At 59.5% G+C, this 21,800-nt stretch carries 19 protein-coding genes; 6 read left to right on the forward strand and 13 right to left on the reverse strand.

All coding sequences use genetic code 11. The features are described 5' to 3' along the window. Window positions 1-53: 53 nt before the first annotated feature. The 3 genes from RIN49_RS01495 to acsA form a co-directional block, all read right to left on the reverse strand. Window positions 54-1,427, reverse strand: a complete 1,374-nt coding sequence (locus RIN49_RS01495; protein ID WP_309118387.1) for a DUF2252 domain-containing protein — start codon at window positions 1,425-1,427, stop codon at window positions 54-56. 69 nt (window positions 1,428-1,496) lie between these two features. Then, the gene (locus RIN49_RS01500) at window positions 1,497-2,243 is read right to left on the reverse strand and encodes an NAD-dependent protein deacylase (RefSeq protein ID WP_309118388.1); all 747 of its coding nucleotides are present in this window, start codon (window positions 2,241-2,243) and stop codon (window positions 1,497-1,499) included. 72 nt (window positions 2,244-2,315) lie between these two features. Then, window positions 2,316-4,043, reverse strand: coding sequence for an acetate--CoA ligase (acsA, locus tag RIN49_RS01505; RefSeq protein WP_309118389.1), 1,728 nt, complete (start codon window positions 4,041-4,043; stop codon window positions 2,316-2,318). Between the two features lie 273 nt (window positions 4,044-4,316). Between acsA and RIN49_RS01510 the strand changes: the two genes are divergently transcribed. The 3 genes from RIN49_RS01510 to RIN49_RS01520 are packed head-to-tail and all read left to right on the forward strand — an operon-like array spanning window position 4,317 to window position 7,420. Further along, window positions 4,317-5,468, forward strand: coding sequence for a COG1470 family protein (locus RIN49_RS01510; RefSeq protein WP_309118390.1), 1,152 nt, complete (start codon window positions 4,317-4,319; stop codon window positions 5,466-5,468). 3 nt (window positions 5,469-5,471) lie between these two features. Further along, window positions 5,472-6,422 carry an ABC transporter ATP-binding protein gene (locus tag RIN49_RS01515; RefSeq protein WP_309118391.1) on the forward strand — a complete coding sequence of 317 codons (951 nt, stop codon included), beginning with the start codon at window positions 5,472-5,474 and terminating at the stop codon, window positions 6,420-6,422. Next, the gene (locus RIN49_RS01520; protein ID WP_309118392.1) at window positions 6,419-7,420 is read left to right on the forward strand and encodes an ABC transporter permease; all 1,002 of its coding nucleotides are present in this window, start codon (window positions 6,419-6,421) and stop codon (window positions 7,418-7,420) included. The genes RIN49_RS01515 and RIN49_RS01520 overlap by 4 nt, the downstream gene beginning before the upstream one ends. 343 nt (window positions 7,421-7,763) lie before the next feature. On the opposite strand, the gene RIN49_RS01525 is transcribed toward RIN49_RS01520, so the two are convergent. Both RIN49_RS01525 and RIN49_RS01530 read right to left on the reverse strand, forming a co-directional pair. Further along, on the reverse strand, window positions 7,764-8,642 hold the full coding sequence (locus RIN49_RS01525; protein WP_309118393.1) for a patatin-like phospholipase family protein: 879 nt from the start codon (window positions 8,640-8,642) through the stop codon (window positions 7,764-7,766). 34 nt (window positions 8,643-8,676) lie between these two features. Continuing rightward, window positions 8,677-9,360 (reverse strand): metal-dependent hydrolase, encoded by a 684-nt coding sequence (locus tag RIN49_RS01530; RefSeq protein WP_309118394.1) that lies wholly within the window; start codon window positions 9,358-9,360, stop codon window positions 8,677-8,679. Window positions 9,361-9,541: 181 nt separating this feature from the next. On the opposite strand from RIN49_RS01530, the gene pulA reads away from it, so the two are divergent. Further along, on the forward strand, window positions 9,542-12,052 hold the full coding sequence (gene pulA, locus RIN49_RS01535; protein ID WP_309118395.1) for a type I pullulanase: 2,511 nt from the start codon (window positions 9,542-9,544) through the stop codon (window positions 12,050-12,052). 51 nt (window positions 12,053-12,103) lie between these two features. Here the strand turns inward: pulA and RIN49_RS01540 are convergent, their stop codons facing one another. Both RIN49_RS01540 and RIN49_RS01545 read right to left on the reverse strand, forming a co-directional pair. Continuing rightward, on the reverse strand, window positions 12,104-12,259 hold the full coding sequence (locus tag RIN49_RS01540; protein ID WP_158299491.1) for a hypothetical protein: 156 nt from the start codon (window positions 12,257-12,259) through the stop codon (window positions 12,104-12,106). A 19-nt stretch (window positions 12,260-12,278) separates the two neighbouring features. Beyond that, a complete protein-coding gene (locus RIN49_RS01545) occupies window positions 12,279-12,566 on the reverse strand; it encodes an alpha/beta-type small acid-soluble spore protein (RefSeq protein ID WP_309118396.1) in 288 nt (95 codons plus the stop codon). A 247-nt stretch (window positions 12,567-12,813) separates the two neighbouring features. Here RIN49_RS01545 and RIN49_RS01550 point away from each other — a divergent pair, with 247 nt between their 5' ends. Continuing rightward, window positions 12,814-13,191: a L,D-transpeptidase gene (locus RIN49_RS01550; RefSeq protein ID WP_309118397.1), complete on the forward strand. Its 378-nt coding sequence runs from the start codon at window positions 12,814-12,816 to the stop codon at window positions 13,189-13,191. A 43-nt stretch (window positions 13,192-13,234) separates the two neighbouring features. Here RIN49_RS01550 and RIN49_RS01555 read toward each other — a convergent pair whose 3' ends face one another. The 6 genes from RIN49_RS01555 to RIN49_RS01580 all read right to left on the reverse strand — a co-directional run bounded on the left by RIN49_RS01555 (window position 13,235) and on the right by RIN49_RS01580 (window position 20,371). Then, window positions 13,235-14,158: an ABC transporter permease gene (locus RIN49_RS01555; protein WP_309118398.1), complete on the reverse strand. Its 924-nt coding sequence runs from the start codon at window positions 14,156-14,158 to the stop codon at window positions 13,235-13,237. Beyond that, window positions 14,155-15,054 carry an ABC transporter permease subunit gene (locus tag RIN49_RS01560; protein WP_309118399.1) on the reverse strand — a complete coding sequence of 300 codons (900 nt, stop codon included), beginning with the start codon at window positions 15,052-15,054 and terminating at the stop codon, window positions 14,155-14,157. The genes RIN49_RS01555 and RIN49_RS01560 overlap by 4 nt, the downstream gene beginning before the upstream one ends. A gap of 171 nt (window positions 15,055-15,225) precedes the next feature. Further along, complete coding sequence (locus tag RIN49_RS01565; protein WP_309118400.1) at window positions 15,226-16,788, reverse strand: alpha-amylase family glycosyl hydrolase; 1,563 nt, start codon at window positions 16,786-16,788, stop codon at window positions 15,226-15,228. Further along, window positions 16,785-17,633, reverse strand: coding sequence for a sugar ABC transporter permease (locus RIN49_RS01570; protein WP_309118401.1), 849 nt, complete (start codon window positions 17,631-17,633; stop codon window positions 16,785-16,787). Before RIN49_RS01570 ends, RIN49_RS01565 begins: the two co-directional genes overlap by 4 nt. Beyond that, complete coding sequence (locus RIN49_RS01575) at window positions 17,630-18,991, reverse strand: carbohydrate ABC transporter permease (protein WP_309118402.1); 1,362 nt, start codon at window positions 18,989-18,991, stop codon at window positions 17,630-17,632. Before RIN49_RS01575 ends, RIN49_RS01570 begins: the two co-directional genes overlap by 4 nt. Before the next feature lie 75 nt (window positions 18,992-19,066). Continuing rightward, window positions 19,067-20,371: a sugar ABC transporter substrate-binding protein gene (locus RIN49_RS01580; protein ID WP_309118403.1), complete on the reverse strand. Its 1,305-nt coding sequence runs from the start codon at window positions 20,369-20,371 to the stop codon at window positions 19,067-19,069. 397 nt (window positions 20,372-20,768) lie between these two features. Between RIN49_RS01580 and RIN49_RS01585 the strand changes: the two genes are divergently transcribed. Then, on the forward strand, window positions 20,769-21,791 hold the full coding sequence (locus RIN49_RS01585; RefSeq protein ID WP_309118404.1) for a LacI family DNA-binding transcriptional regulator: 1,023 nt from the start codon (window positions 20,769-20,771) through the stop codon (window positions 21,789-21,791). The last annotated feature ends 9 nt before the right edge of the window (window positions 21,792-21,800 follow it).

Below are 21,800 nucleotides of genomic sequence, written 5' to 3' on the forward strand. Positions count from 1 at the left end.
TGAATTGAGCGGGGACCCGGCTCGCCGGCCGAGCCGCCTGTGAAACCATAATTTCATACGAGCTCCGATTTATCAAGCCGCCGCTCGTCGAATCGGCGCTGGACGAGCTGTTGGAAAATTCCGTAATCCTCGTGTACTTGCGCGGCGTAATTCATCGCCCATAGCGACAGCGTATCCGCGAACTTGTCCGGATCCGGCCCCATCGCTTCGGCGATTTCCGCCTCCGCATGGTAATCGAGGATGCCCTCGCGATCCCGCAACTCGTTGTCGGCGCGGGAATGAATTTTCGCCGTGATGCGTCCCATCAGCTTCAGCGTCGTCAATAGATCGTCGTGCGTACGGATTTTCTCGAGCTTCAGCCGCTTCTTGAACGGAGATCGCTCGCGGACGTAGAAGTGCCGATCGGCGATCGTAAACCACCCCAAGAACGGATCGGCCGCGTGCTGCATCGCCCGCTGCGTGGCGGCGACGCGGCGACCGTGATGCGCGTAGCGCTCCCAGAACGGCTCGCTGTACGGCAGGAAGTACGCAGGTACCGGCGCCCGTACCTCCTTCGCTTCGAGTACGATGTCGTCGGTTCCTTCTGTATCCCGATGGCCCTCGATAAGCACGTAATACCGGTCGAGGCCGATCGATGCCGTGCCCGAGCCGTGTTTGACCGCCACATCTTTAATGGCATAAAACATCTCGTCGGCAGCCCGCGTCGATTCATTTAAAGTTGTTAAATATTCACGCCATGAATTTTCTAATTCATTGCGCTCCTCCGCTTCGGCGGGCACGAGCTCCGCGGTGCGGCTGAACTTCCGCAGCGCCGACGTTCGTTCCGTCACCTCTTCGAGGAACGCGGCGGATGAACGGCTTTCCTGCTTCTTCAGCAGCTTGCGGATCGGACCCGACGTATGCTCCGCCGTGAACAGCATCGACTGCATATCGTCCTTCCGCGCAGCGAACCGGCGAATCTGCTTGTTATAGGACTTCAGATACGTATGGATCGCCTCGTCCGTCTGTTCCTCGTCGAACTGGAGCGACTCGCAAACAAGCTTAATGCTGACGCTCATCCGAAGCAGATCGTACAAATAAGAGCCTAGATAGCCTTCATCGAAATCATTAATGTCGTAAACGATCTCGCCGCCGCCGCTTCGGAACGCGCCGAAATTTTCGAAATGCAAGTCTCCCTGTATCCAAGTCGGCTTATCCGTCGGCGTATGGTACGGGAACGGCACGTGCGCCACGTCGAAATAAAACAAATACGCGCTTCCGCGGTAAAAGCGGAAGGCGCTCTCCGCCATCTTCTTGTATTTCGCGGCGCGGGCTTCCGTCGTCAGCTCCATCAGCCCTTCGTCGAAGTCGTCCAAAATCGCCTCGACGATCTGGGCGCGGATCGTGCTGCGCATCTTACGAACGCGTTCGGGGTTATACCGATTCATCGAGCTTCCACCTCTTCCCGTCGGTTTATGGAGTCATCATACATGGAAAAGGTTCCCTCCACAACCGTCTCATGTCGCGGACGTCAATTCCCGCAGCGTCTCGCCGATCGATTCGCGGAAGATCGCTCCGGCCCGGCGGTCGTACCCCGTCTCGTCGCGGTTGATCAGAACGAGACGCGCCCCGCGGAATTCATCGACGAGTCCCGCCGCCGGATATACGGTCAACGACGTTCCTCCGACGATCAGCAGATCCGCCCCGCGAATCGCCTCGAGCGCCCCCGCCCATGTCGCTTGATCGAGCGGCTCCTCGTACAGTACGACGTCCGGTTTCACGACGCCGGCGCACGCCGAACACCGTGGGACGACGCCGTCGAGCGCCAGCATGCTCTCAAGATCGTAGAACGCGCCGCAATCTATACACCGGTTCCGGCGAACGGACCCGTGCAGCTCGAACACCGTCCGGCTTCCCGCCGCTTGATGAAGCCCGTCGATGTTTTGCGTGACGACCGCCTTCAGCTTTCCGCCCCGCTCGAGCGCCGCCAACGCGCGATGCGCCGCGTTCGGAGCCGCATCTTTATATATCATCCGGCTCTTGTAAAACTCGAAGAACGACTCCGTATGCTCCATGAAGTACGTATGCGACAGCATGACCTCCGGCGGCACGCCTTTCCCTTGCGCCTCGTTGTATAAGCCCGCCGCGGACCGGAAGTCGGGAATGCCGCTTTCGGTCGACGTCCCGGCGCCGCCGAAGAAGACGATGCGTTCGCTGTCCGCGATCCATTCTTTCACCTTTTTCAACTCGGTTCCGTTGTCCATCTCGCCAGAAGCCTCCTCTACAAAAAAAGGAACGGGCTCTTCAGCCCGCTCCGCCCTGCTATAACGATACCATTAGTCGTCGATCGTGGAAAGGTCGCCGAGCGGCAAGCCCAGCTCCTTCGCCTTCAATACCCGGCGCATGATCTTGCCCGAACGCGTCTTCGGCAGCTTGTCGATCACTTCGATCTCCCGCGGCGCCGCGTGCGCGGCGAGCCCCGTCTTCACGTGCTGCTTGAGCTCTTCGAGGAGCTCCGGCGTTTCGACGTAATCCTCCCGGAGGGAGACGAACGCTTTAATGATCGAGCCGCGCAGCGGATCCGGCTTGCCGATGACGCCCGCCTCCGCGACCGCCGGATGTTCGACGAGCTTGCTCTCGACCTCGAACGGTCCGACCCGCTCGCCGGACGTATTGATGACGTCGTCGACGCGGCCTTGGAACCAGAAGTATCCGTCCTCGTCCATGTATGCCGAATCGCCGGAGACGTACCAGCCCTTCAGCTTGAAGTACTCCTCGTACTTCGCCGGGTTGTTCCAGATGCGACGCATCATCGACGGCCAACCGACTTGCAGCGCCAGGTTGCCGAGGGTGTACGGCGGCACTTCGTTGCCTTCGTCGTCGATGATCGCCGCCTTCGTACCCGGAATGGGCTTCCCCATCGAGCCCGGGCGGATATCCATGCACGGCGTGTTTACGATCATGTGCGCCCCGGTCTCCGTCATCCACCACGTATCGTGAATCCGCTGTTTGTACACCTTCATGCCCCAGCGGATCACTTCCGGATTCAGCGGCTCGCCGACGGACAAGACGTGACGAAGACTGGTCAGATCATATCGCTCCGCGTCGTCGTCTCCCGCGGACATCAGCATCCGGAAGGCGGTCGGCGCGCTGTACCACACCGTAACCTTATAATCCTGAATCGTCGAATACCAGCGGTCCGCCGAATACCGTCCGCCGCGGATCAGGTTCGTCGCCCCGTTCAGCCACGGCGCGAAGATGCCGTACGACGTGCCCGTTACCCAGCCCGGATCGGCCGTACACCAGTAGACGTCGTCTTCCCGCAGGTCCAGCACCCAGTGGCCCGTGATATACTGCTGCAGCATCGCGCCGTGCACGTGCAGCACGCCCTTAGGCTTACCCGTCGATCCGGACGTGTAGTGCAAAATCATCGGATGCTCGAGGTCGACCCATTCGATGTCCAGCTCTTCGGAAGCCGCGTCGATCAACGCCTTGTAGCTCGCCTCGCGGTCTTCGAGCTCGCCCTCGCCGTCGATCAACACGATATGCTTCAGATGCGGCAGACGCTCCTTCGGAATGCGCGACTTCAGCGCGTTCGTCGTCACGATGACGGAAGCTTCCGCGTCGGCGAGGCGGTCTTCCACCGCGCCTTCCATGAACGCTTCGAACAGCGGTCCGACGATCGCGCCGATTTTCAGCGCGCCGATGACGCCCGCGTAAATTTCCGGCGTCCGCGGCATGAAGAAGAAGATGCGGTCGCCCTTCTGCACGCCGAGCGAGCGGAACGCGTTGCCGAACCGGTTCGAGAACTTGCGCATCTCCTCGAACGTGAACGTCTGAGCGCCGCCGTCGTCCGCGTAGATGAGCGCCGTCTTATCCCGGCGATGCGTCGTCGTGTGCTTGTCGATCGCTTCGTACCCCATATTCACCTTTCCTGTGGCGTGCCAGGAAAACTCGGCATGGATGTCCTCCCACCGGAAAGTAGCGTAAGTTTGTTCGTAAGAAGATAAGTTCGATGGCTTGCCTGCGCTTGGAATAATTTCGTGCGTATGCATCTCTTGCATGGCGTTGCACTCCTCTCGATCCGACGGTTGGTAAAGTAAGCGTTTTATAAGCATTATATAAGCGTTTCCAAAGATGCGCCAGTCCATTTCTCGTCCAAAAATGAGAAATCCGCCGAAAGCACCCCTTCATTTACCACCATACCACAGATCTCCGGGTCACAAAACGGTCACATTTTACTTTTTTTTAAGTTTTCTTTCATCTTCGTTTCAGCTTTCTCCCCTACTATCGTAATCGGAAATTTTCCACAACGCGCCAAGGAGGGTTTTCGAAAGATGAGGAAAACAAAGAGAAAATGGATGTTGACGGGCTTACTGCTCGTCGGCTCGCTGCTGCCGGCCGGAACCGCCGGAGCGGCGGGCGAATTGACCGTCTACGCCGCCCAGCCGTTCATCGCGGTGACGCCGGGCGAATCGGTCACCCACAGCGTCGAGCTGATCAACGAGACGGACGTCGTGCAGAAGGCGACGCTGTCCGTTACGGGCCTCCCGGACGGCTGGACGTACGAGTTGACGAGCGGCGGCAAGAACGCCCGCGAAATCGCGGTGAAGCCGGACGCCTCGTCGACGGCGACGCTCGACATCGACGTCCCGCTGCAGGTGGAACGCGGCGTCTATCGGTTCACGCTGTCGGCCGGCAACGGCAACACGCTCCCTCTCGCCGTCGAAGTGACGGAACAAGGCATCTACGAGACAGAGCTCACGACGGAGCAGCCGAACATCGAAGGCCATGCCGACGCGTCCTTCACCTATAGCGCTTCGCTTCGAAACCGCACCGCGGAAAATCAAATGTACGCGCTCCGCGCGGAGACGCCTGGCGCCGGCTGGGAAGTGTCGTTCACCGTCTCCGGCGAACGCGTCTCCTCCGTCGACGTCGAAGCGGGCGCGACCGAGACGGTGTCGGTGAAGGTCACGCCGCCGCAGCAGGTCGAAGCCGGCACGTACACGATTCCGATCGTCGCGGAGACGAGTGCGACGTCGGCTACGCTCGAGCTGCAAACCGCGATTATCGGGCGATACGACATCGAACTTACGACGCCTTCGGGACTGCTCAGCACGGACGTTACGGCGGGAGGCGACAAGAAGCTGGAGCTTCTCGTGAAAAACACCGGCTCCGTCGAGCTGACGGACGTCAACCTGTCCTCCAGCACGCCGATCGATTGGACGGTCGAATTCGAGCCTGCGACGATCGACGCCATTCCGCCGGGAGAATCGCGGACCGTCGTCGCGACGCTGAATGCCGCAGGCGCCGCGCTCGCGGGCGACTATGCGCTTAGCGTTACGGCTTCCGCTCCGGAAGCGTCTTCCGACGCGCAGTTCCGCGTCAGCGTCAAGACGTCCGTCGTATGGGGCTGGTTCGGCATTCTGATCATCGTCGTCGTCCTCGGGGGGCTCGGCTATCTGTTCCGTACGTACGGGAGGCGATAAGCGATGACGGCGAAGGAACCGATCATCCGCCTGTACCACGTCACGAAGCAATACGGCGAACAGAAAGCGGTCGACGACTTGAACCTGTCGATTTACCCGGGCGAAATCTTCGGATTGCTCGGCCCGAACGGCGCGGGCAAGTCGACGACGATCTTGATGCTGCTCGGCCTCTCGGAGCCGACGGACGGCAAGGTCAGCGTCTGCGGCCTCGATTCGGTACGCCAATCGATCGAAGTGAAGCGCAAGGTCGGGTATCTTCCCGACGACGTCGGATTTTACGAAGACCGGACCGGTTTCGAAAATTTAATGTACACCGCAAGGCTGAACCGGCTGTCGGAGTTCGAGGCTCGCGAGCGGGCCGAGAAATGGCTGACGCGCGTCGGCCTAACGGATGCGCGCGACAAGCCGGTGGGCGCCTACTCGCGCGGGATGCGGCAGCGGCTCGGGCTCGCCGACGTGCTCATGAAGGAGCCCGAGGTCATGATCCTCGACGAGCCGACGCTCGGCCTTGACCCGGAGGGGATGAGGCAGCTGCTCGACCTCATTAAGGCGCTGTCGCGCGAACGGCAAATGACGGTGCTGCTCTCTTCTCACCACCTGCATCAGGTGCAGTCGATCTGCGATCGCGTCGGCCTGTTCGTCAAGGGCAAGCTCGTCGGACTCGGCGGCATCCCCGAGCTGTCCCGCGAGTTGTTCGGCGAAGAATCGATTCGCATCGAGTCGACGGTCGAACCGGCGGACGACGCGATGCTGGAAGCCGTCCGGGCCATCGACGGCGTCATCCGCGCCGAACCGAGCGACGGCGGCTTCGTCATCGACGCGGAGCGAGACGTGGCCGCGGACGTAGCGAACCTCGTTGTCGGACGAGGCGCGAAGCTGCATGAGCTAAAGCGCAAGACGTTCGGCTTGGACGAAATCTATCACCGGTATTTCGAAGGGAGGGGTTCGGCGTGAAGACGCCGCTCGCTTCTTGGCCGGCCGCGCTGCGCGCGCGGCTCGCCGCCCCCGAACGGGACCGGACGTACCACCCGTTCTCCGCGATGGTGCGCAAGGAGCTGTCGGATCATATCCGCAGCTGGCGCACGAACATCCTGCTCTTGATCGTCGGCCTTACCTGCATCGCCTCCATCTACGCGGTGCTGAACGGACTCGACCGCAACGCGGAGTTGGACGATACGGTGAAGCAGTTTCTGTTCTTGCGGCTGTTCACCGCGACCGACGGAACGATCCCGTCGTTCATTACGTTCGTCGGCTTCCTCGGCCCGCTGCTCGGCATCGGCATGGGGTTCGACGCGATCCAGAACGAGCGCGGCCGCGGCACGCTGAGCCGGACGCTGGCGCAGCCGGTGCCGCGCGACTATATCATCAACGCGAAGTTCGTCGCGGCGCTCGCCATCGTCGGCACGCTGTTCGTCGCGATGGGATTCCTCGTCATGGCGCTCGGCATCCTGATGACCGGCATTCCGCCGACGCCGGAGCAATTCGCGCGCATGTTCCTGTTCCTGCTCGCGTCCGTCGTCTACGTCGCCTTCTGGCTCAACCTGTCGATCCTGTTCTCCGTCCGGATGCGCAGCGCCGCGACGTCGGCGTTGTCGGGGCTCGGGTTATGGATTTTCTTCGTCCTGTTCTACCCGATTCTCGTGAACGTCGTCGTCGGCGCGCTTTCGCCGCCGACCGAATACGAAGCGGCGACCTGGACGCAGTGGCTGCTGCGCGCCAGCCCGAACGCGCTGTTCCAAGAGGCGACCAGCACGCTGCTCGTGCCGGAGATGCGCACGATCAGCGGCTTCCTGACGATGGAGCAAGCGGTCGGCGCCATTCCGGCGCCGCTGCCGCTCGGCCAGAGCCTGCTTCTCGTCTGGCCGCAAATGACGGCGCTCGTCGCGGGCACCTTGATCTGCTTCGGCATCTCCTATCTCGGCTTCATGCGCCAAGAAATTCGCGCGCGTTGATCGGGACGCAAAAAGGAGCTCTCCGTCTCCAACGGAGAGCTCCTTTTTCATTTTCAAGCCATGATGTAACGCTGCAAACAAGACTTGTGATGTGGCCGCAATTGGGGAGGAGTTCCTCAAATATTGGGTCGGCATGCCTCAAAAATTGAGGAGCATCGCCCCGATTCAATGCTGCCTGCCGAGCCGAGACCTGTGTTGCGAGTACAATTGGGGACGGTTTCCTCCCATTATTGGGGCAACGTGCCCCTAAAAATTGAGGAGGAGTGCCTCGATTCACGGGTCAGCAAAAGAAAAAGACCACGAAATCAATCGTGGCCTTCGAAAACACTCGAGGGCATCCGCACTACCGCGCCGGCGCCCCCGCTGCGATCCACGAGCGCAGCTTCTCGCGCGCCGCTTCGGCGTCCGCTTCGCCCAACTCGTACAGCGAACCGAGCAGCGACTGGTCCTTCTCCATCCGGCCTACCGGCAGCGCCTTCGAAGGTTGAACGACGAACGCGCGCCCCTCCGCCTCCAACTGCCGCACGAGCGCCATCGTATCGTTGTAGACGCGCTCCCTCCGGACCATCGCCTCGACGAGCTTCGGGTATTTTCGATAAATCCACCCCGCCAGCCGCTTCCGCTTGAACGGTTTGATCCGATACGTCGCATCCTTCGTCAGCACGACGACGACGCGGTCGCAGCCGTCTTCGAGCGCCTTCCGCACGGGAATCGGATCGGCGACGCCGCCGTCGTACATCGGCTTGCCGCCGACGTTCACCGGCGGCGAGAAGAACGGCAGGCTGCTGGAGGCGCGCAGCACCGCCATGAAGCTCTGCTTGTCCCGCGCCCAGACGTCGTTCGCGTAATACGACGCCTCCCCCGTCTCCGGGTCGGTCGTCCCGGCGACGAACGTCTCTGGAATCTTGAATAACGTCTCGTAATCGAGCAGATCGATTTCGTTCGGGATGCGATCGAAGATGAAATCCATGCCGAACATGCTTCCTTTACGAATCCAGTTGCGAATGCTTAAGTATTCCGGGTGCCCGACGTAATCGATCGTGACGCGCCGGTTGCGGCCCCGCTGCCTCGACAAGTACGAGACGGCGTTGCACGCTCCGGCCGAGACGCCGATCACGTAAGGAAAATACAAATCGTCTTCCATGAATCGTTCGAGGACGCCGCCGGTATACACCCCGCGCATGCCTCCGCCTTCCAGCACCAGTCCCAGTTTCTCCCCCATCCTTGTCCAACCGCCCCTCGATCCTTCTCTGCTCTTACACCTCTAACGTATCTCCCGGCTTCAGGGCGTGTCCGATCAAACCTCGCTCCTCGAGACGTCGAACGAACGACGCGCCGTCCTGCCGAATCGGGGGGAACGTATCGTAATGCATCGGGATGACGTGCTTCGCGCCGATCCACGTCGCCGCATCCAGCGCGTCGACGGGATCCATGGTGAAGTGTCCGCCGATCGGCAGCGCCGTCACGTCGATGCGATGCCGCTCCCCGATCAGCTTCAGGTCGGAAAACAGCGCCGTATCCCCGGTATGGTACATCGTCTTCCCGCCCATCGTCAGCAGGACGCCTACGGGTTGCCCCGCGTAATGCAATCCGTCTTCATCCTCGTAGGAAGAGCTGTGGAACGCCTGCGTCATCTTCACGCGAATCCCGTTCCACTCGTAGGTTCCGCCGGTGTTCATACCGACGGTCTCGGCCCCCTTCCGCGCAAGCAGGGTCGCCAGCTCCACGACCGCGACGATCGGGCAGTCGTTCGCCTTCGCTACGGCGACGGCGTCCGACGTATGGTCGCCATGACCGTGCGTCAGCACGATGCCGTCGACGTTCAGCTCTTCCGGCTTGATCGGCGCCGTCGGGTTCCCCGTCAGGAAAGGGTCGATAACCACGCGCTTGCCGTCCGCTTCGACCAAGAAGCAGGCATGCCCTAAAAACGTAATCCGCAATTTCATCTCTCCTTCGCTTGTTCCATAGAATGATTAGTACGGCTTACCTTAACGATAACATACTCGTCTCGAAATCGAAAAATCGCGAGTGTAATGCCGTTTCGATTCGCTTACAATGAGTATCAGCGAGGTAGGACGACCCGGGCGGACGGACATCCAGAAAAGAGGCGAAGTCGACATCATGTTCATGCAAACGGAACGAGCGAGAGTGATCGTGCATTATTACCGCTTCGATGAAAATTACGAGCAATGGAACGTCTGGGCTTGGCCGGACGGCGCGGAGGGCCGCGCCTTCCCGTTCGGGGAGCGCGACGCGTTCGGGGCGAGGTGCGTCGTCGACTTGCACGATATGGCCGGCGTCACCCGCATCGGCTTCCTGCTGCGCCGATCCGCCGGCGGCGACGACTGGGCCGAGCGGGAAGTCGGACACGACCGGTACGTCGAGGAGCTGGACGAGAGGGACGCGGCGGAGGTATGGGTCGTCGAAGGCGACGAACGGTTATATACGGACGCCGAACTGGCGTGGCGGCGCAGACGGCCCCGCGTCGTCGAAGCGACGATGACGTCGCCGCGCACGATTCGCGCGACGATCAACCGGCGTCCGAGCGGCGACCGGCGACCCGAACCGACGCTGACGACGGCGGACGGAGCGGTCGTCCCCGTCGTCGAGACGGTCGCCGTCGGTCCGCGCGCATACCGGATCGAGACGGCCGCGGCGCTGTCCGTCCTGGAGCGATACGTCGTCCGCTTCGGAGAACTGCCCGAGGCGAACGTCACGCTCCGCGGGAGGTTCGACGATCCCGAGTTCGAGCGTCAATATGCATACGACGGCGACGATCTCGGCGCGACGTACGCCCCGGACGAAACGACGTTCCGCTTATGGGCCCCGACGGCCGAGAAAGCGACGCTTGCGCTCTATTCCGGCGGTTCGAACGACGCGGCGGAGGAGAGAACGATGACGCCTTCGCGTCAAGGGACGTGGATGCATCGTCTGCCGGGGGATCGGCATGGTCTCTTCTATACATATAAGGTGTTGATCGACGGGGAATGGCGCGAAGCGGTCGACCCGTACGCCCGCTCCTTGTCGGCGAACGGCCGCCGGGGCGCGGTCATCGATCCGGCGCGCGCGGCGCCGGACGGCTGGGCGGCGCACGTTCGTCCCCCCCTGTCCGCCGCGACCGACGCCGTCCTATACGAGCTGCACGTACGCGACGCGACGATGCACCCGGACAGCGGCGCCTCGCGACCCGGTACGTTCTTGGGCTTGGCGGAGGAGGGCACCCGGACGCAAGACGGCCTGCCGACCGGGGTCGACTACCTGTCGGAGCTCGGCGTCACCCATATTCAGTTGCTGCCGGTGAACGATTTCGTCTCGGTCGACGAGACGGATCGGGAGCGGCTGTATAACTGGGGGTACGACCCCGCGTTTTGGTTCTCGCCGGAAGGCTCCTATGCGACGGACCCGCAGGATCCCGCCGCTCGCGTACGGGAGCTGAAGACGCTGATTCAAGCGCTTCACGGCCGCGGACTCCGGGTGACGCTCGACGTCGTCTTCAACCATGCCTTCTCCGCCGCCCGCTCCGCCTTGGAGAAGCTGGTCCCCGGTTACTATTTCCGAACCGAGGCGGGCGGCCGGGCGGCGAACGGCACCGGCGTCGGCAACGACACCGCCTCCGAGCGCGCGATGATGCGCAAGCTGATCGTCGACGCGATTTCTTACTGGGCGAGGGAATATCGAGTCGACGGGTTTCGATTCGACCTGATGGGCATTCACGATGTCGAGACGATTCGCCTCGTCCGCGAACGGTTGGACGACGTCGACGAGACGATCCTATTGTACGGGGAAGGCTGGGTGCTCGACACGCCGCTGCCGGAGGAACGAAAAGCGGCGCTTCCGAACGCGCGCCTGCTTCCCCGCGTCGGCTTCTTCCACGACCGGTTCCGCGACGGCGTTCGGGGCGGCGTCTTCGATGCGGCGGAGCGCGGCTTCGTCGGCGGCGAGGGCGCCAGGGCGCACGACGTCTGGACCGGCGTCGTCGGAGGGATCGACTACGGCCGTGGCATCTCCGGACACGCGGCCGAGCCCGAACAGACGATCAACTATGTCGAGGTGCACGACAACCATACGCTGTGGGATCGGCTCGCCCTCTCGAACGGCGGCGACGACGATGCGACGCGCGCCGCCATGCAGCGTCTGGCCGCGGCGCTGCTGCTCACGTCGCAAGGCATTCCGCTGCTCCATGCCGGGCAGGAATGGCTCCGTACGAAACGTGGGGAGCATAATAGCTATCGCTCGCCCGACGAAGTCAATCGGCTCGACTGGAAGCGCGCGACCTGCCATCGCGAGCATATCGGTTATGTAAGAGGATTGCTGGCGTTGCGGCGTTCGCATGGGGCGTTCCGGCTGCCGACGGCGGAAGCGATCCGCTCCGCGCTGCGCATCGTCGACTCGCCGGCCGGCGTCATCGCCTATACGCTGCAGGGGCCGGCGGACGATCGGGGATTCCGCATGTACGCCGCGGCGTTCAACGCCCTTACGTTCCCAGCGTCTCTGCGGCTGCCGGAAGGCGGCCGTTGGCTGTCGCTGTGCGACGGCAGCCGAGCTTCCGACGTACCGTTCGCCGCAGCGGACTTTGCCGACGGGCTCCTTCGCATTCCGCCCCTATCCGCCGTCATCCTCTGTAAATCATAAGAAGAAGCAATCGACGCCGAGGCTAACGGACGCGCGCCGATTGCTTCTTCTTTATTCCGTAATTTTCTTGGGGATCTGGTTCAAACTCGGAGGGAACGCCTTCGCCTTCGAAGGTCGAAGCGTCGTATGCTCCTCCGCGAATTCGGCCATGTTGTGCAGCTCGTTATAACTTCTGCTCGGTTGCTTCCGGTACGGATTTCTCTTCATCGCCTGTTCGCTCCTCCCGTTATCGCCGTTGCTCGGCTAACTGCTGCTGCGCCAGCTTCACCAGCTCGCGCACCATGAGGCCGCCGATGGCGCCGCCGACTTTCCCGGCCGCCTCGGTGTCCAGCCCCCCGTTATAGCCGCGTTCCAGCGGAACGCCGATCGATTGCGCCACTTCGTACTTTGCGTCATTCGGGCGGGACGGATCGACCGCATACCCTTCCCGCCGAAGCACCTCGGTTCGGAACGCCGCCATTCCCGCGCGGGAATCGGGCACCAGCAGACGATTGCGGTTGTTTCTGCGCGCCATCGGACACACCTCCGTTCGTTTCGGGATTAGTATGACCCGCGGAGCAGCATATAAAAATCGAAGTTCGTGGGAAAATAATGCGAGTTACGGTGACTTTTCGGAACGCCAGAAAGGATGACTCGCCATTTCCGCTCCATACCGCCGTCGCGCCGCCCTGCTTCTGCTCCTCGTCGCATTTCTCGCGATCGGATTCGCCGGCCCTCCAGCCGAAGCGAGCCTCGCCGGCGCGGAACCGAACGAAGACGAATTGTCGCTCGTCATCGACAAATCCCGGCATACGCTAATCGTCTATGTGAACGAAACCCCGGTGAGGAAATTCCCCGTGGCTACGGGCAAGGGGAACCTTACGCCGGAAGGCGATTTCGCCATCGCGAATAAGATCAAGAACCCGTGGTATTTGAAATCGAACATTCCGGGCGGAGACAAGCGGAATCCGTTCGGCACCCGTTGGCTCGGCCTCGCCGTCCCGAATACGGGCGGATATCGGTACGGCATCCACGGCACGAACCGTCCGTGGTCGATCGGCCAGAGCGTCTCCTCCGGCTGCATCCGCATGCAAAACAAAGACGTGGAATGGCTGTACCGCCATATTACGGTCGGGACGAAGGTAACGATTCGCAAGTAAGAAAACTGAAAGGGCCCCGCAGCGGCGGAGCCCAAGAAAATGCCTATATATGCGAAAATTTGCTGTATTTGTCCTTATATAACGTCTCGAGGCCTTTCGATACGAAGTAAAAACCGACGATCAGCGTCACGTAAACGGCCAGCGGGAAAAACAAAATCCATTGATGAACGTAAATTCCGTTCCGCGCTTGGCCGATGAGCCCCGCCCACTCGTTCGTCCGGGTGAAGTATTCGACAGGATCGAACGTCATGATCGTGCCCCCGACGAAGATGTTGAAGATCGCCAGCTGCCCGAACAACGTCAAGATCAGAATGATCTCGTTGACGAACAACACGACGAAGCTTTCCTTGAGATGCGGGAAGAGATGGGATCGAATGATGGTCCAGTGGTTCGCGCCGATCGACTTCGAAGCCATGACGAATTGACGTTCCTTGATCTCGACGGCCTTGTCCCGTATCGGTCCGACGACGGCGGGAAGTCCGATCGCGACGAAGATGACGCCCAATACAACCGCCAAATAGGTTGGGGATGCCGACGGATTATACGAGATGCCGTATACGATGAACCAAATCATCAAAAAAACCGGAATGCCGTTCAGGACGTTCCAATAAGGTATCGACTTTCGCTTGCCCGAAGCGGAGGCGTTCCCGTAGTATCCGAGGAACATGCCGGCGATGCCGCCGATCAGCACGCGGGCCAAAGCGATGCCGATCGCCAGAAATACGGTATATTTGGCGCCGTGAAGCAGCTTCGTCAAAATATCGTACCCGTTCCGATCGGTCCCGAACAGGTAGTCCTTGCTCGGCGCCACGGGCGGCGCGATCATGTCGCCCTCTCCCTTGTCGTTAATGAAGAAGTGAATTTCGACTTGATCCTCAAGACCGTGCGGAGCGAACTGGGGGCCGAACGCCGCCGCGGCCAACATGACGGCGGTTACGATCAATCCGAACAACAGCGATTTATTCATCGCGCGACCCCCTTCTCCCATCCGAATATGTATAACCGCAGAAGTAAGTACAATAGTCCGTACATGACGAGCAACGTGATCAAGCCGTTCACGACGAGGTCGTATTGATACCCGTAGTAGCCTAGAAACCCGTCGGCGAACAGAAGCTTCGTGACGCCTCTTAAATTGTAGAAATATTCGACGATAAAAAGATTTCCGACCATAATGCCCATAAACTTATGCAGATCCGCCTTGATGAAAGGAAGCACGTTCGGAAGCGCATGGAAAAACGTAATATACACCTTGCCGAGCCCTCTCGCTTTGGCGTTCCCGATATAGTCCTCCGTTAACGTTAACCGAGTCTGCAGCGCGACGTTTCGAATCATATATAACGTAGGGATGATGATCATGGAAGTGAGCGGCAGCATGACGGCCGGAGGCTGGTCGGTCGAGAAGTTCGCGACCCGAAAGACGACGACGCCGGTTTCCTTCGCGATTTGAACAATGGTGAATTGAAGCAAAATAATAATGACGAAATCCGGCAAAACGCCCGTGATCTCGATCATTCGCTTCCACCACTCGCTTCGCGAATACGCGAACGCGAGTCCGATGAGGATGCCGAGCGTCGTACCGGCGACCGCCCCGCCGGCAATGTATAGGAAAGAAACGGAAAAATACCCGCCGATTTCGCTCCAGAACGAGAATTCGTTCTTGCCCGTATAAAATCGGAACGAATCGCCCGTCGCGAAGCCCGCCGCATACTCCCTAAGCTGATGCAATCCGTTCGACCAGACGATCCGCAGCGCGTCGACGCCCGTTCCGCCGCTTTCCTGCAGCATCACGGGCATCATCGCCAAGACGAGAATAAAGACGAGGATTCCGGGAATGGCAATTACGTTCTTAATGACCTTCGGCATGGATTCGCTTCCTTCCTATCCTATTATCTAGTGAATTGTAAGTAATTAGATGTATTGCAGCATAAATACAAGTATAGCCGCTGCCATTCTGTTTTCAAGTCATTTCCGTCATGAATTTTGTCATATAAAACCAAAAGATGCCGGCTTAGGACCGGCATCCTTCTTTTTCCACTATTTCTTTAGGATCATAACGCTGTACGGCGGCAGCTTCGCGACGGCGCCCTCGAGCGAGGCGTCCGCCGACGTGGCGAATGCGAGCGAATCGAACGGTTTCGCTTCTTCCGTCTCGGCCAGATCGACCGACAACTCGTTCGCGGTCACGTTGTGAAGGACGAGCGAGGCGTCTCCGTCCTCCGTCTCTCGAAGGAACGACTCCAAGCCGCCCCCGACCTTCAGCGACCGGAGCGCCCCGCCTCGGAGCGCGGCGTCCTTCTTCCGATATTCGATCAGCCTCCGGTAATGATGGAAGAGCGACGCGTCGTCCGCCATCGCTTCTTCTACGGAAGCGGCTTCGCCGCCGTTATGCTTCGGGATCATCCAAGACGCGTTCCCCGGCGCCGTTCGGTCTACCGTCCACGGAATCGGTTCTCGGATGTACTCGTCCGGCTTCGCGCCCCGCATCCCGATCTCTTCGCCGTAATAGAGGAACGGGTTTCCCGGCAGCGTCAGCAACAGCGCCGCCGCGGCGCGCGCTTTCCCCTCGTCGCCGTTCAGAACCGTCATGACGCGGTTCTGGTCATGGTTCGCCAGGAAGATCGAATCGGTGAACGCGCCGCCCGATGCTTCTTCGTAGAGCCCATAAATTCGCTCTAATCGGGAAGCGACGTTCGCCGACGAGCCCGTGCCCGTCATCGAGAGCAGCTGGCTCGCCAACTCGAAATTGAATGCCGAACTCATCGCGCCGTCGAAGTACGGCGCTACGACCGCGGGAGCGTCCCACACTTCCCCGATCAGCGTCACGTCGGGATTCGTCTCCTCCATGGCCGCCCGGAACTCCTGCCACCAAGCGACGTTCGCTTCCGCCTTCTCCGAATGGTTCGCGTCGGCCTGCACGTTCTCGTAAATATGCTTCGCGGCGTCGAGCCGAAAGCCGTCGACCCCCAGCTCGAGCCAATACGAGCCGATCTTCTTCATCTCCTCGCGAACGGCCGGGTTGTCGAAGTTGAGGTCCGGCATGCCGTCCCAGAAGACGCCCAAATAATGACCGCCGTCGTTCGCATGCCATGCTTTCCCGGAGCCGGTCGCGCTCAGATCGTTCGCGTTCGTCTCGGGATCGGCCCACACGTACCAGTCGCGCTTCTCCGACTCGGAACCCTGAGCGGACGCCAGGAACCACGGATGCTGTACGCTCGTATGGTTCACGACGAGATCCATCAGCACCTTGATATCGCGCTTCCCCGCTTCGCTCAGCAGCCGCTTCATATCGTCGAGCGTACCGTAGTCGGGGTTCACCGCGTAGTAATCCGTTACGTCGTAGCCGTGATAACTCGGCGACGCGTTGATCGGCATGAGCCAGATGCCCTCCGCCCCGAGCGTTTCGAGATAGTCGAGCTTCTCCGTCACGCCGTTCAGATCGCCTACGCCGTCGCCGTTCGTATCGTAGAACGATCGAACGAAGATCTCGTAGTAGACGCGCGAAGGGGGTTCGGCATCGGCGCCGGATCCTCCGCCCGCGCAGCCGGCAAGAAGGGCGGCGGCAAGCGCCGCCGCCCCGATCGTTTTCCAAAGTTTCATCCCTTCGTCGCCCCCGCCGTAAGTCCTTCGACCAACAGCTTCTGCAGCGCCATGAACAGCACCGTTACCGGAATCGCCGCCAACACCGAACCGGCCGCGAACAGCGTGAATTCGGTAGACGTGTACGTATCGACCATCTCCACGAGACCGACGGCCAGCGTCCATTGGTCCCGCGCTTTGCTCAAGATCAAACGAGCGAAGATGAAGTCGACCCATGCGCCGGCAAACGTGGTAAGCGCTACGTACGTCATGATCGGCCGCGACAACGGCAGGAAGATGCTGAAGAAAATTTTCAAGTGTCCCGCCCCGTCGATGCGCGCCGATTCCTCGAGCGCCTTCGGCAGCGTGTCGAAATACCCCTTCGCCACGAACATGCCGAGCGCCGCCCCGGCCGTATACACGAGGATGAGCGCCCCGTGCGTCCCGAGCAGGTTGAGCTGCATCAAGATAATATACGTCGCGATCATGGACATGAAGCCCGGGAACATGCCGAGAATCAGAATCGTCGTCATTAGCGACTTCCGTCCATAGAACCGGTATCGGGATATTGCGTACGCCGTCAATAACTGGACGAGCGTCCCCAGCACCATCGAGATCGTCGCGACCTTGATCGTGTTCCAGTACCATTGCACGAATCGGAAGTCCCGGTCCTTCTGCTCCCGGAACAAGTCGGCATAGTGCTCGAGGGTCAGCTGCTTCGGGATGAGCGTCTGACTGAACAACGAGTTGCCTACTTTAAAGGAAGACATAATGATCCACACCGTCGGATACAATACGCAAATCGCGATGAGAATCAGCAACAAGTAACTGAAGAACAATTTTACGCCGTTTTTCGATGAATTCATTGCAGAATATCCTCCTCTTTGAACGACCGCGTACGGCGGAAATTATAGATCGAGAAGGATGCGATAAAGATAAAGATCAGAATGCCGACCGCCGACGCGATGTTGTAAATTTGGTTGTCGAGCGTCAGCTTATATAGCCACGTGACGAGCAAGTCGGTCGTCCCGGCGAAGGCGTACTCCCCGGTCTTTGGGTCGCCCTTCGTGAGCAAGTAGATGACGTTAAAGTTGTTGATGTTGCCGGCGAATTGCATAATGAGCAGCGGCGCCGTCGCGAAGAGTACGTACGGCATCGTAATGTTCCGGAATTTCTGGAACGCGGATGCGCCGTCCACCTCGGCCGCTTCGTACAAATCCTTCGGAATCGCGGTCAGAATGCCGAGCACGAGCACCATCGACACGGGCACGCCGATCCACATATTGACGGCCACGATCGTCACCTTCGCCCAGAACGGATGAATGAGCCATGGCAGCCCTTCAAGGCCCAACAGCCGGAAGTATTGATTGATCGGTCCGAGCTGGGAGTTGAACAAGTTTTTCATAATGAGCAAGGAGATGAACTGCGGAATGGCATACGGGATAATGAAGATCGTGCGCCACATCCCCTTCAACCGAATGCCCTTCTGTTGTATGAGCATCGCGACGAAGATGCCGCCGAAGTAGCAAGTGACCGTCGCCACGATCGCCCATACGATCGTCCATGCCAGAACGTTCCAGAACGTATACGCCCATTGGGAGTATACGAGCAAATTCGAGAAGGTGCCGAAGCCGACCCAATCCACGAGATTTTTCTGCGGGATGTGATTCGGCGCGGAATAGTTCGTGAAAGCGATTAGGATCATGAAGATGATCGGGAGAATCGTAAAGAACAATACGCCGAGTCCCGGCAGCGTGAGCAGCAAGTAAGGGAAGCTCTTCTCCTGCAAGCCGCGAATCGACTGCGCGAACCCCGGCACGGACTTCCTCTCGTTGCGAAGCAAGCCGTTGCGGTGCGCGTCGCGAACGTTCAAATACCAAATAAACAGGAAAATCAAGAATGTAATCAAGGCGACTAGTCCGTAGATCATCAGGAAGATCGAATGATCCCCCGGCAGCAATACGGTGAGCCCCTGCGCGTTCTTGCCGAAGCCGGCCGCTTTATCTCCAAGCGTAATCAAACCGCGAATATTCCGAGGGAACATGACGAACGTGTACATCAAACCTACGATATAAATAAGGAAGAAAAACAAACCTTTAATATACTGCTTGTTATACCATTGTCCTAATCCCATGACGAATAGCGAAAGCGTGGCGGCCGTTCTCGCGAACGACGACTTGCCGCCGGATGCCGGATCGGCGCTCGGCGCGCTGCGCTGCTTCATAACGTTTCAACCCCTTCATGTCATACGATTGGAAATCACCCGCCGGCCAACCCGGCGGGTGATTTCGGTTCATGCTTATTGGGCGGTCGCCGCTAAATCTTTCATTTGCTGCACCATGCTGTCGAGCGCCGCTTTCGGATCCGCGTTGTCGTTCCAGATCGATGCGAGCGCGGATTCCATCGGAACCCAATAGTTCGCCATTTCCGGAATCGCCGGCATCGGCACGGAATTTTCGAACTGCTTCAAGAACGTAGCCGTGAACGGATCCGCTTGGATGTCCGGATCTTCCGCGAGCGCCTTCGCCGCCGGGAGAACGCCGGTCATCTGGTAGTTCTTCTTTTGGAATTCAGGCGAGGACGCCATCTGCGCGAACAGACGAGCCGCGACCGGGAATTTCGAATTTGCGTTGACATAGTAGGCTTTAACGCCGGAGAACGGCTTCATCGGTTCGCCGTTCGGAAGCGTCGGGTACGTCGTTACGCCGAGGTTCGGCACGAGACCCTTGAACGATTCCTTATCCCAAGGACCGCTGACGTTCATGGCGAGCGAGCCCTGCTCGAATAAGCTCTTCCGCACGTCGTCCGTAATGTCGCCTGTCTTGAACGGAAGAATTTGATTGAGCGTCTGGAAGAACTTACCCGCTTCCACCGCCGCTTCGCTGTTCATGCCGATGTCGTTCGGGTCGGTGCCGCCGGCGCCGAATACGTAGGCGCCGTAGCCGCCGAAGAAGCCGAAGCTCCAGTAGCCGTTGCCTGCAGGCCACATGTACGCGTATTTATTTTCCGCCGGGTTATTGAACGTCTTCGCGAATTCGACGACGCCGTTCCAATCGGCCGGAACTTCGGGAATCAAATCTTTGTTGTAGTAGACCGCCGTCGTTTCGACGGAGTACGGATAGCCGTAAAGCACGCCTTCGTGCGTAACGGCGCCGATCGCCGTTTCGGACATGATTTCTTTCGTTTCCGCTTCGAACACGTCGTTCGGCATGATGATGCCCGCCGCCGCTCCAGAGCCCGTGCGGTCGTGTACGGCTGCGAATACGTCCGCGCCGAGACCCGCCGGACCGTCCGTAATCATTTGCCCCATCGATTTATCCGGACCTACGTCCGCCCACTCGACGTCAACGCCGTATTTTTCTTTGAACGCTTTCGCGACTTCTTCGATGAACGACTTCTGGTCCGCAGACTCCCATACGAGAAGCTTCGCGCCTTCTTCGGGCTTCAGTTCGCCCGTATCCGCCGGCTGCTCGGCCGGCGTCTCCGCCGCCGGGGTTTCGTCCGCCGGGGCTTCCTCCGTCGTGCCGGCATTGCCGCCGCCGCACGCCGAAACCGCCAATGCCAACACTAGAGACGAAGCCATGACTAACCAAGGTTTCTTCATTTTGTTCATTGCGCTTGTCGACCCGCTTTCTTTGAAAGATGTGGTTATGCAAACGGTTGTTCACTATAACTTTCCTTCGAAGGCCCCGAAACGACTGTTCAATCGTTTTCACGGTGTGTCGAAGGAAATATGTAAACGCTTTATGCCGGTTTGCTGTTCTGATTATAGCCCAGATGGTAAATCGTTTGCACACATTGTATTTCATCATATTCGACGAAAATCAGCCATTGTTCTCCGTTTCATGGCATTATACAAATGAACTCTCCCGTATCGTTCGTTTTTAACCGCTTTTCTCCCCTTCTTACCCCCGTTTACATTCCTCTTATTCTGCTGTAAGATGAAATGAAGGTGAAAACGATTGCACACGACGAATTCAATCCTCTAGGAGTTGGTCATCATGACCGTTACCATTAAAGACGTGGCGAAACGCGCCGGGGTCTCTCCCTCGACCGTCTCTCGCGTCATCTCGAATCACCCCCGCATCAGCGAGGAGACGTCCCTTCGGGTCCGGAAGGTGATGGACGAAATCGGCTATCATCCGAATATGATGGCCAAGAGCCTCGTCTCTCGGACGACGAGCACGATCGCGGTCATCTTGCCTCGCCCGGCGGACGAGCTGTTTCAAAACCTGTTCTTCTCGGAAGTGATCCGCGGCATCGTCACGCAATCGACCCGGTCCGGGTACGATCTGTTGATGGCGACCGGCACGACCGAACGCGAAGAGCTGGAGACGGTCACGCGCCTTGTGAGGGGGCGCCGCGTCGACGGCATTCTGCTTCTGTATTCGAGAGCGAACGATCCCGTCATCGCGATGCTGAAAGAAGCGGATTTCCCGTTCGCGATCATCGGCCGCAACGAGGATTACCCCGACATCCTGACGATCGACAACGACAATGTTCAGGCCTCGTACGACGCTACGCGCCATCTCATCTCGCAGGGGCACGAACGGATCGGCTTCGTGAGCGGCCCCCCGAATTTGATCGTCTCGCGGGATCGCCTCGCAGGATATACCAAGGCGGTGCGGGAAGCCCATCTGCCGGTACGTTCCGATTGGATCGTGGAAGGCGAATTTCTACAGGAGAGCGGGTATCGGGCGATGTCGCTGCTTATGGGCTTGCCGGAACGTCCGACCGCGCTCGTCGTCGTCGACGACGTCGTCACGTTCGGCATTCTTCGAGGGCTCGTCGAGCTCGGATACAGCGTGCCGAAGGATATCGCCCTCGTCAGCTTCAACAACATCGTCTTCTCGGAGCTGGCGACGCCTCCGATCAGCAGCATCGATATCGGGATTTACCAGTTAGGATACACCGCTTCCCAAGAATTGATTCGCTTCATTCAACACGAGCATCCGTCCCATGCGCTTCGCCACATCATTCCCCATCGCCTCGTCGTTCGGGAATCCTCGCTACGGCGATCATAAGACAGCAAT

Source organism: Paenibacillus sp. (genome assembly GCF_031177825.1).
Classification (GTDB): Bacteria; Bacillota; Bacilli; order Paenibacillales; family YIM-B00363; genus Paenibacillus_AE.

Excerpts from the sequence above, each read along its gene's own strand:
- RIN49_RS01495 (WP_309118387.1), bottom strand. The coding sequence starts at position 1,427 with ATGAATCGGTATAACCCCGAACGCGTTCGTAAGATGCGCAGCACGATC.
- RIN49_RS01500 (WP_309118388.1), bottom strand. The coding sequence starts at position 2,243 with ATGGACAACGGAACCGAGTTGAAAAAGGTGAAAGAATGGATCGCGGAC.
- acsA (WP_309118389.1), bottom strand. The coding sequence starts at position 4,043 with ATGCAAGAGATGCATACGCACGAAATTATTCCAAGCGCAGGCAAGCCA.
- RIN49_RS01510 (WP_309118390.1), top strand. The coding sequence starts at position 4,317 with ATGAGGAAAACAAAGAGAAAATGGATGTTGACGGGCTTACTGCTCGTC.
- RIN49_RS01515 (WP_309118391.1), top strand. The coding sequence starts at position 5,472 with ATGACGGCGAAGGAACCGATCATCCGCCTGTACCACGTCACGAAGCAA.
- RIN49_RS01525 (WP_309118393.1), bottom strand. The coding sequence starts at position 8,642 with ATGGGGGAGAAACTGGGACTGGTGCTGGAAGGCGGAGGCATGCGCGGG.
- pulA (WP_309118395.1), top strand. The coding sequence starts at position 9,542 with ATGTTCATGCAAACGGAACGAGCGAGAGTGATCGTGCATTATTACCGC.
- RIN49_RS01540 (WP_158299491.1), bottom strand. The coding sequence starts at position 12,259 with ATGAAGAGAAATCCGTACCGGAAGCAACCGAGCAGAAGTTATAACGAG.
- RIN49_RS01545 (WP_309118396.1), bottom strand. The coding sequence starts at position 12,566 with ATGGCGCGCAGAAACAACCGCAATCGTCTGCTGGTGCCCGATTCCCGC.
- RIN49_RS01555 (WP_309118398.1), bottom strand. The coding sequence starts at position 14,158 with ATGAATAAATCGCTGTTGTTCGGATTGATCGTAACCGCCGTCATGTTG.
- RIN49_RS01560 (WP_309118399.1), bottom strand. The coding sequence starts at position 15,054 with ATGCCGAAGGTCATTAAGAACGTAATTGCCATTCCCGGAATCCTCGTC.
- RIN49_RS01565 (WP_309118400.1), bottom strand. The coding sequence starts at position 16,788 with ATGAAACTTTGGAAAACGATCGGGGCGGCGGCGCTTGCCGCCGCCCTT.
- RIN49_RS01570 (WP_309118401.1), bottom strand. The coding sequence starts at position 17,633 with ATGAATTCATCGAAAAACGGCGTAAAATTGTTCTTCAGTTACTTGTTG.
- RIN49_RS01575 (WP_309118402.1), bottom strand. The coding sequence starts at position 18,991 with ATGAAGCAGCGCAGCGCGCCGAGCGCCGATCCGGCATCCGGCGGCAAG.
- RIN49_RS01580 (WP_309118403.1), bottom strand. The coding sequence starts at position 20,371 with ATGAAGAAACCTTGGTTAGTCATGGCTTCGTCTCTAGTGTTGGCATTG.
- RIN49_RS01585 (WP_309118404.1), top strand. The coding sequence starts at position 20,769 with ATGACCGTTACCATTAAAGACGTGGCGAAACGCGCCGGGGTCTCTCCC.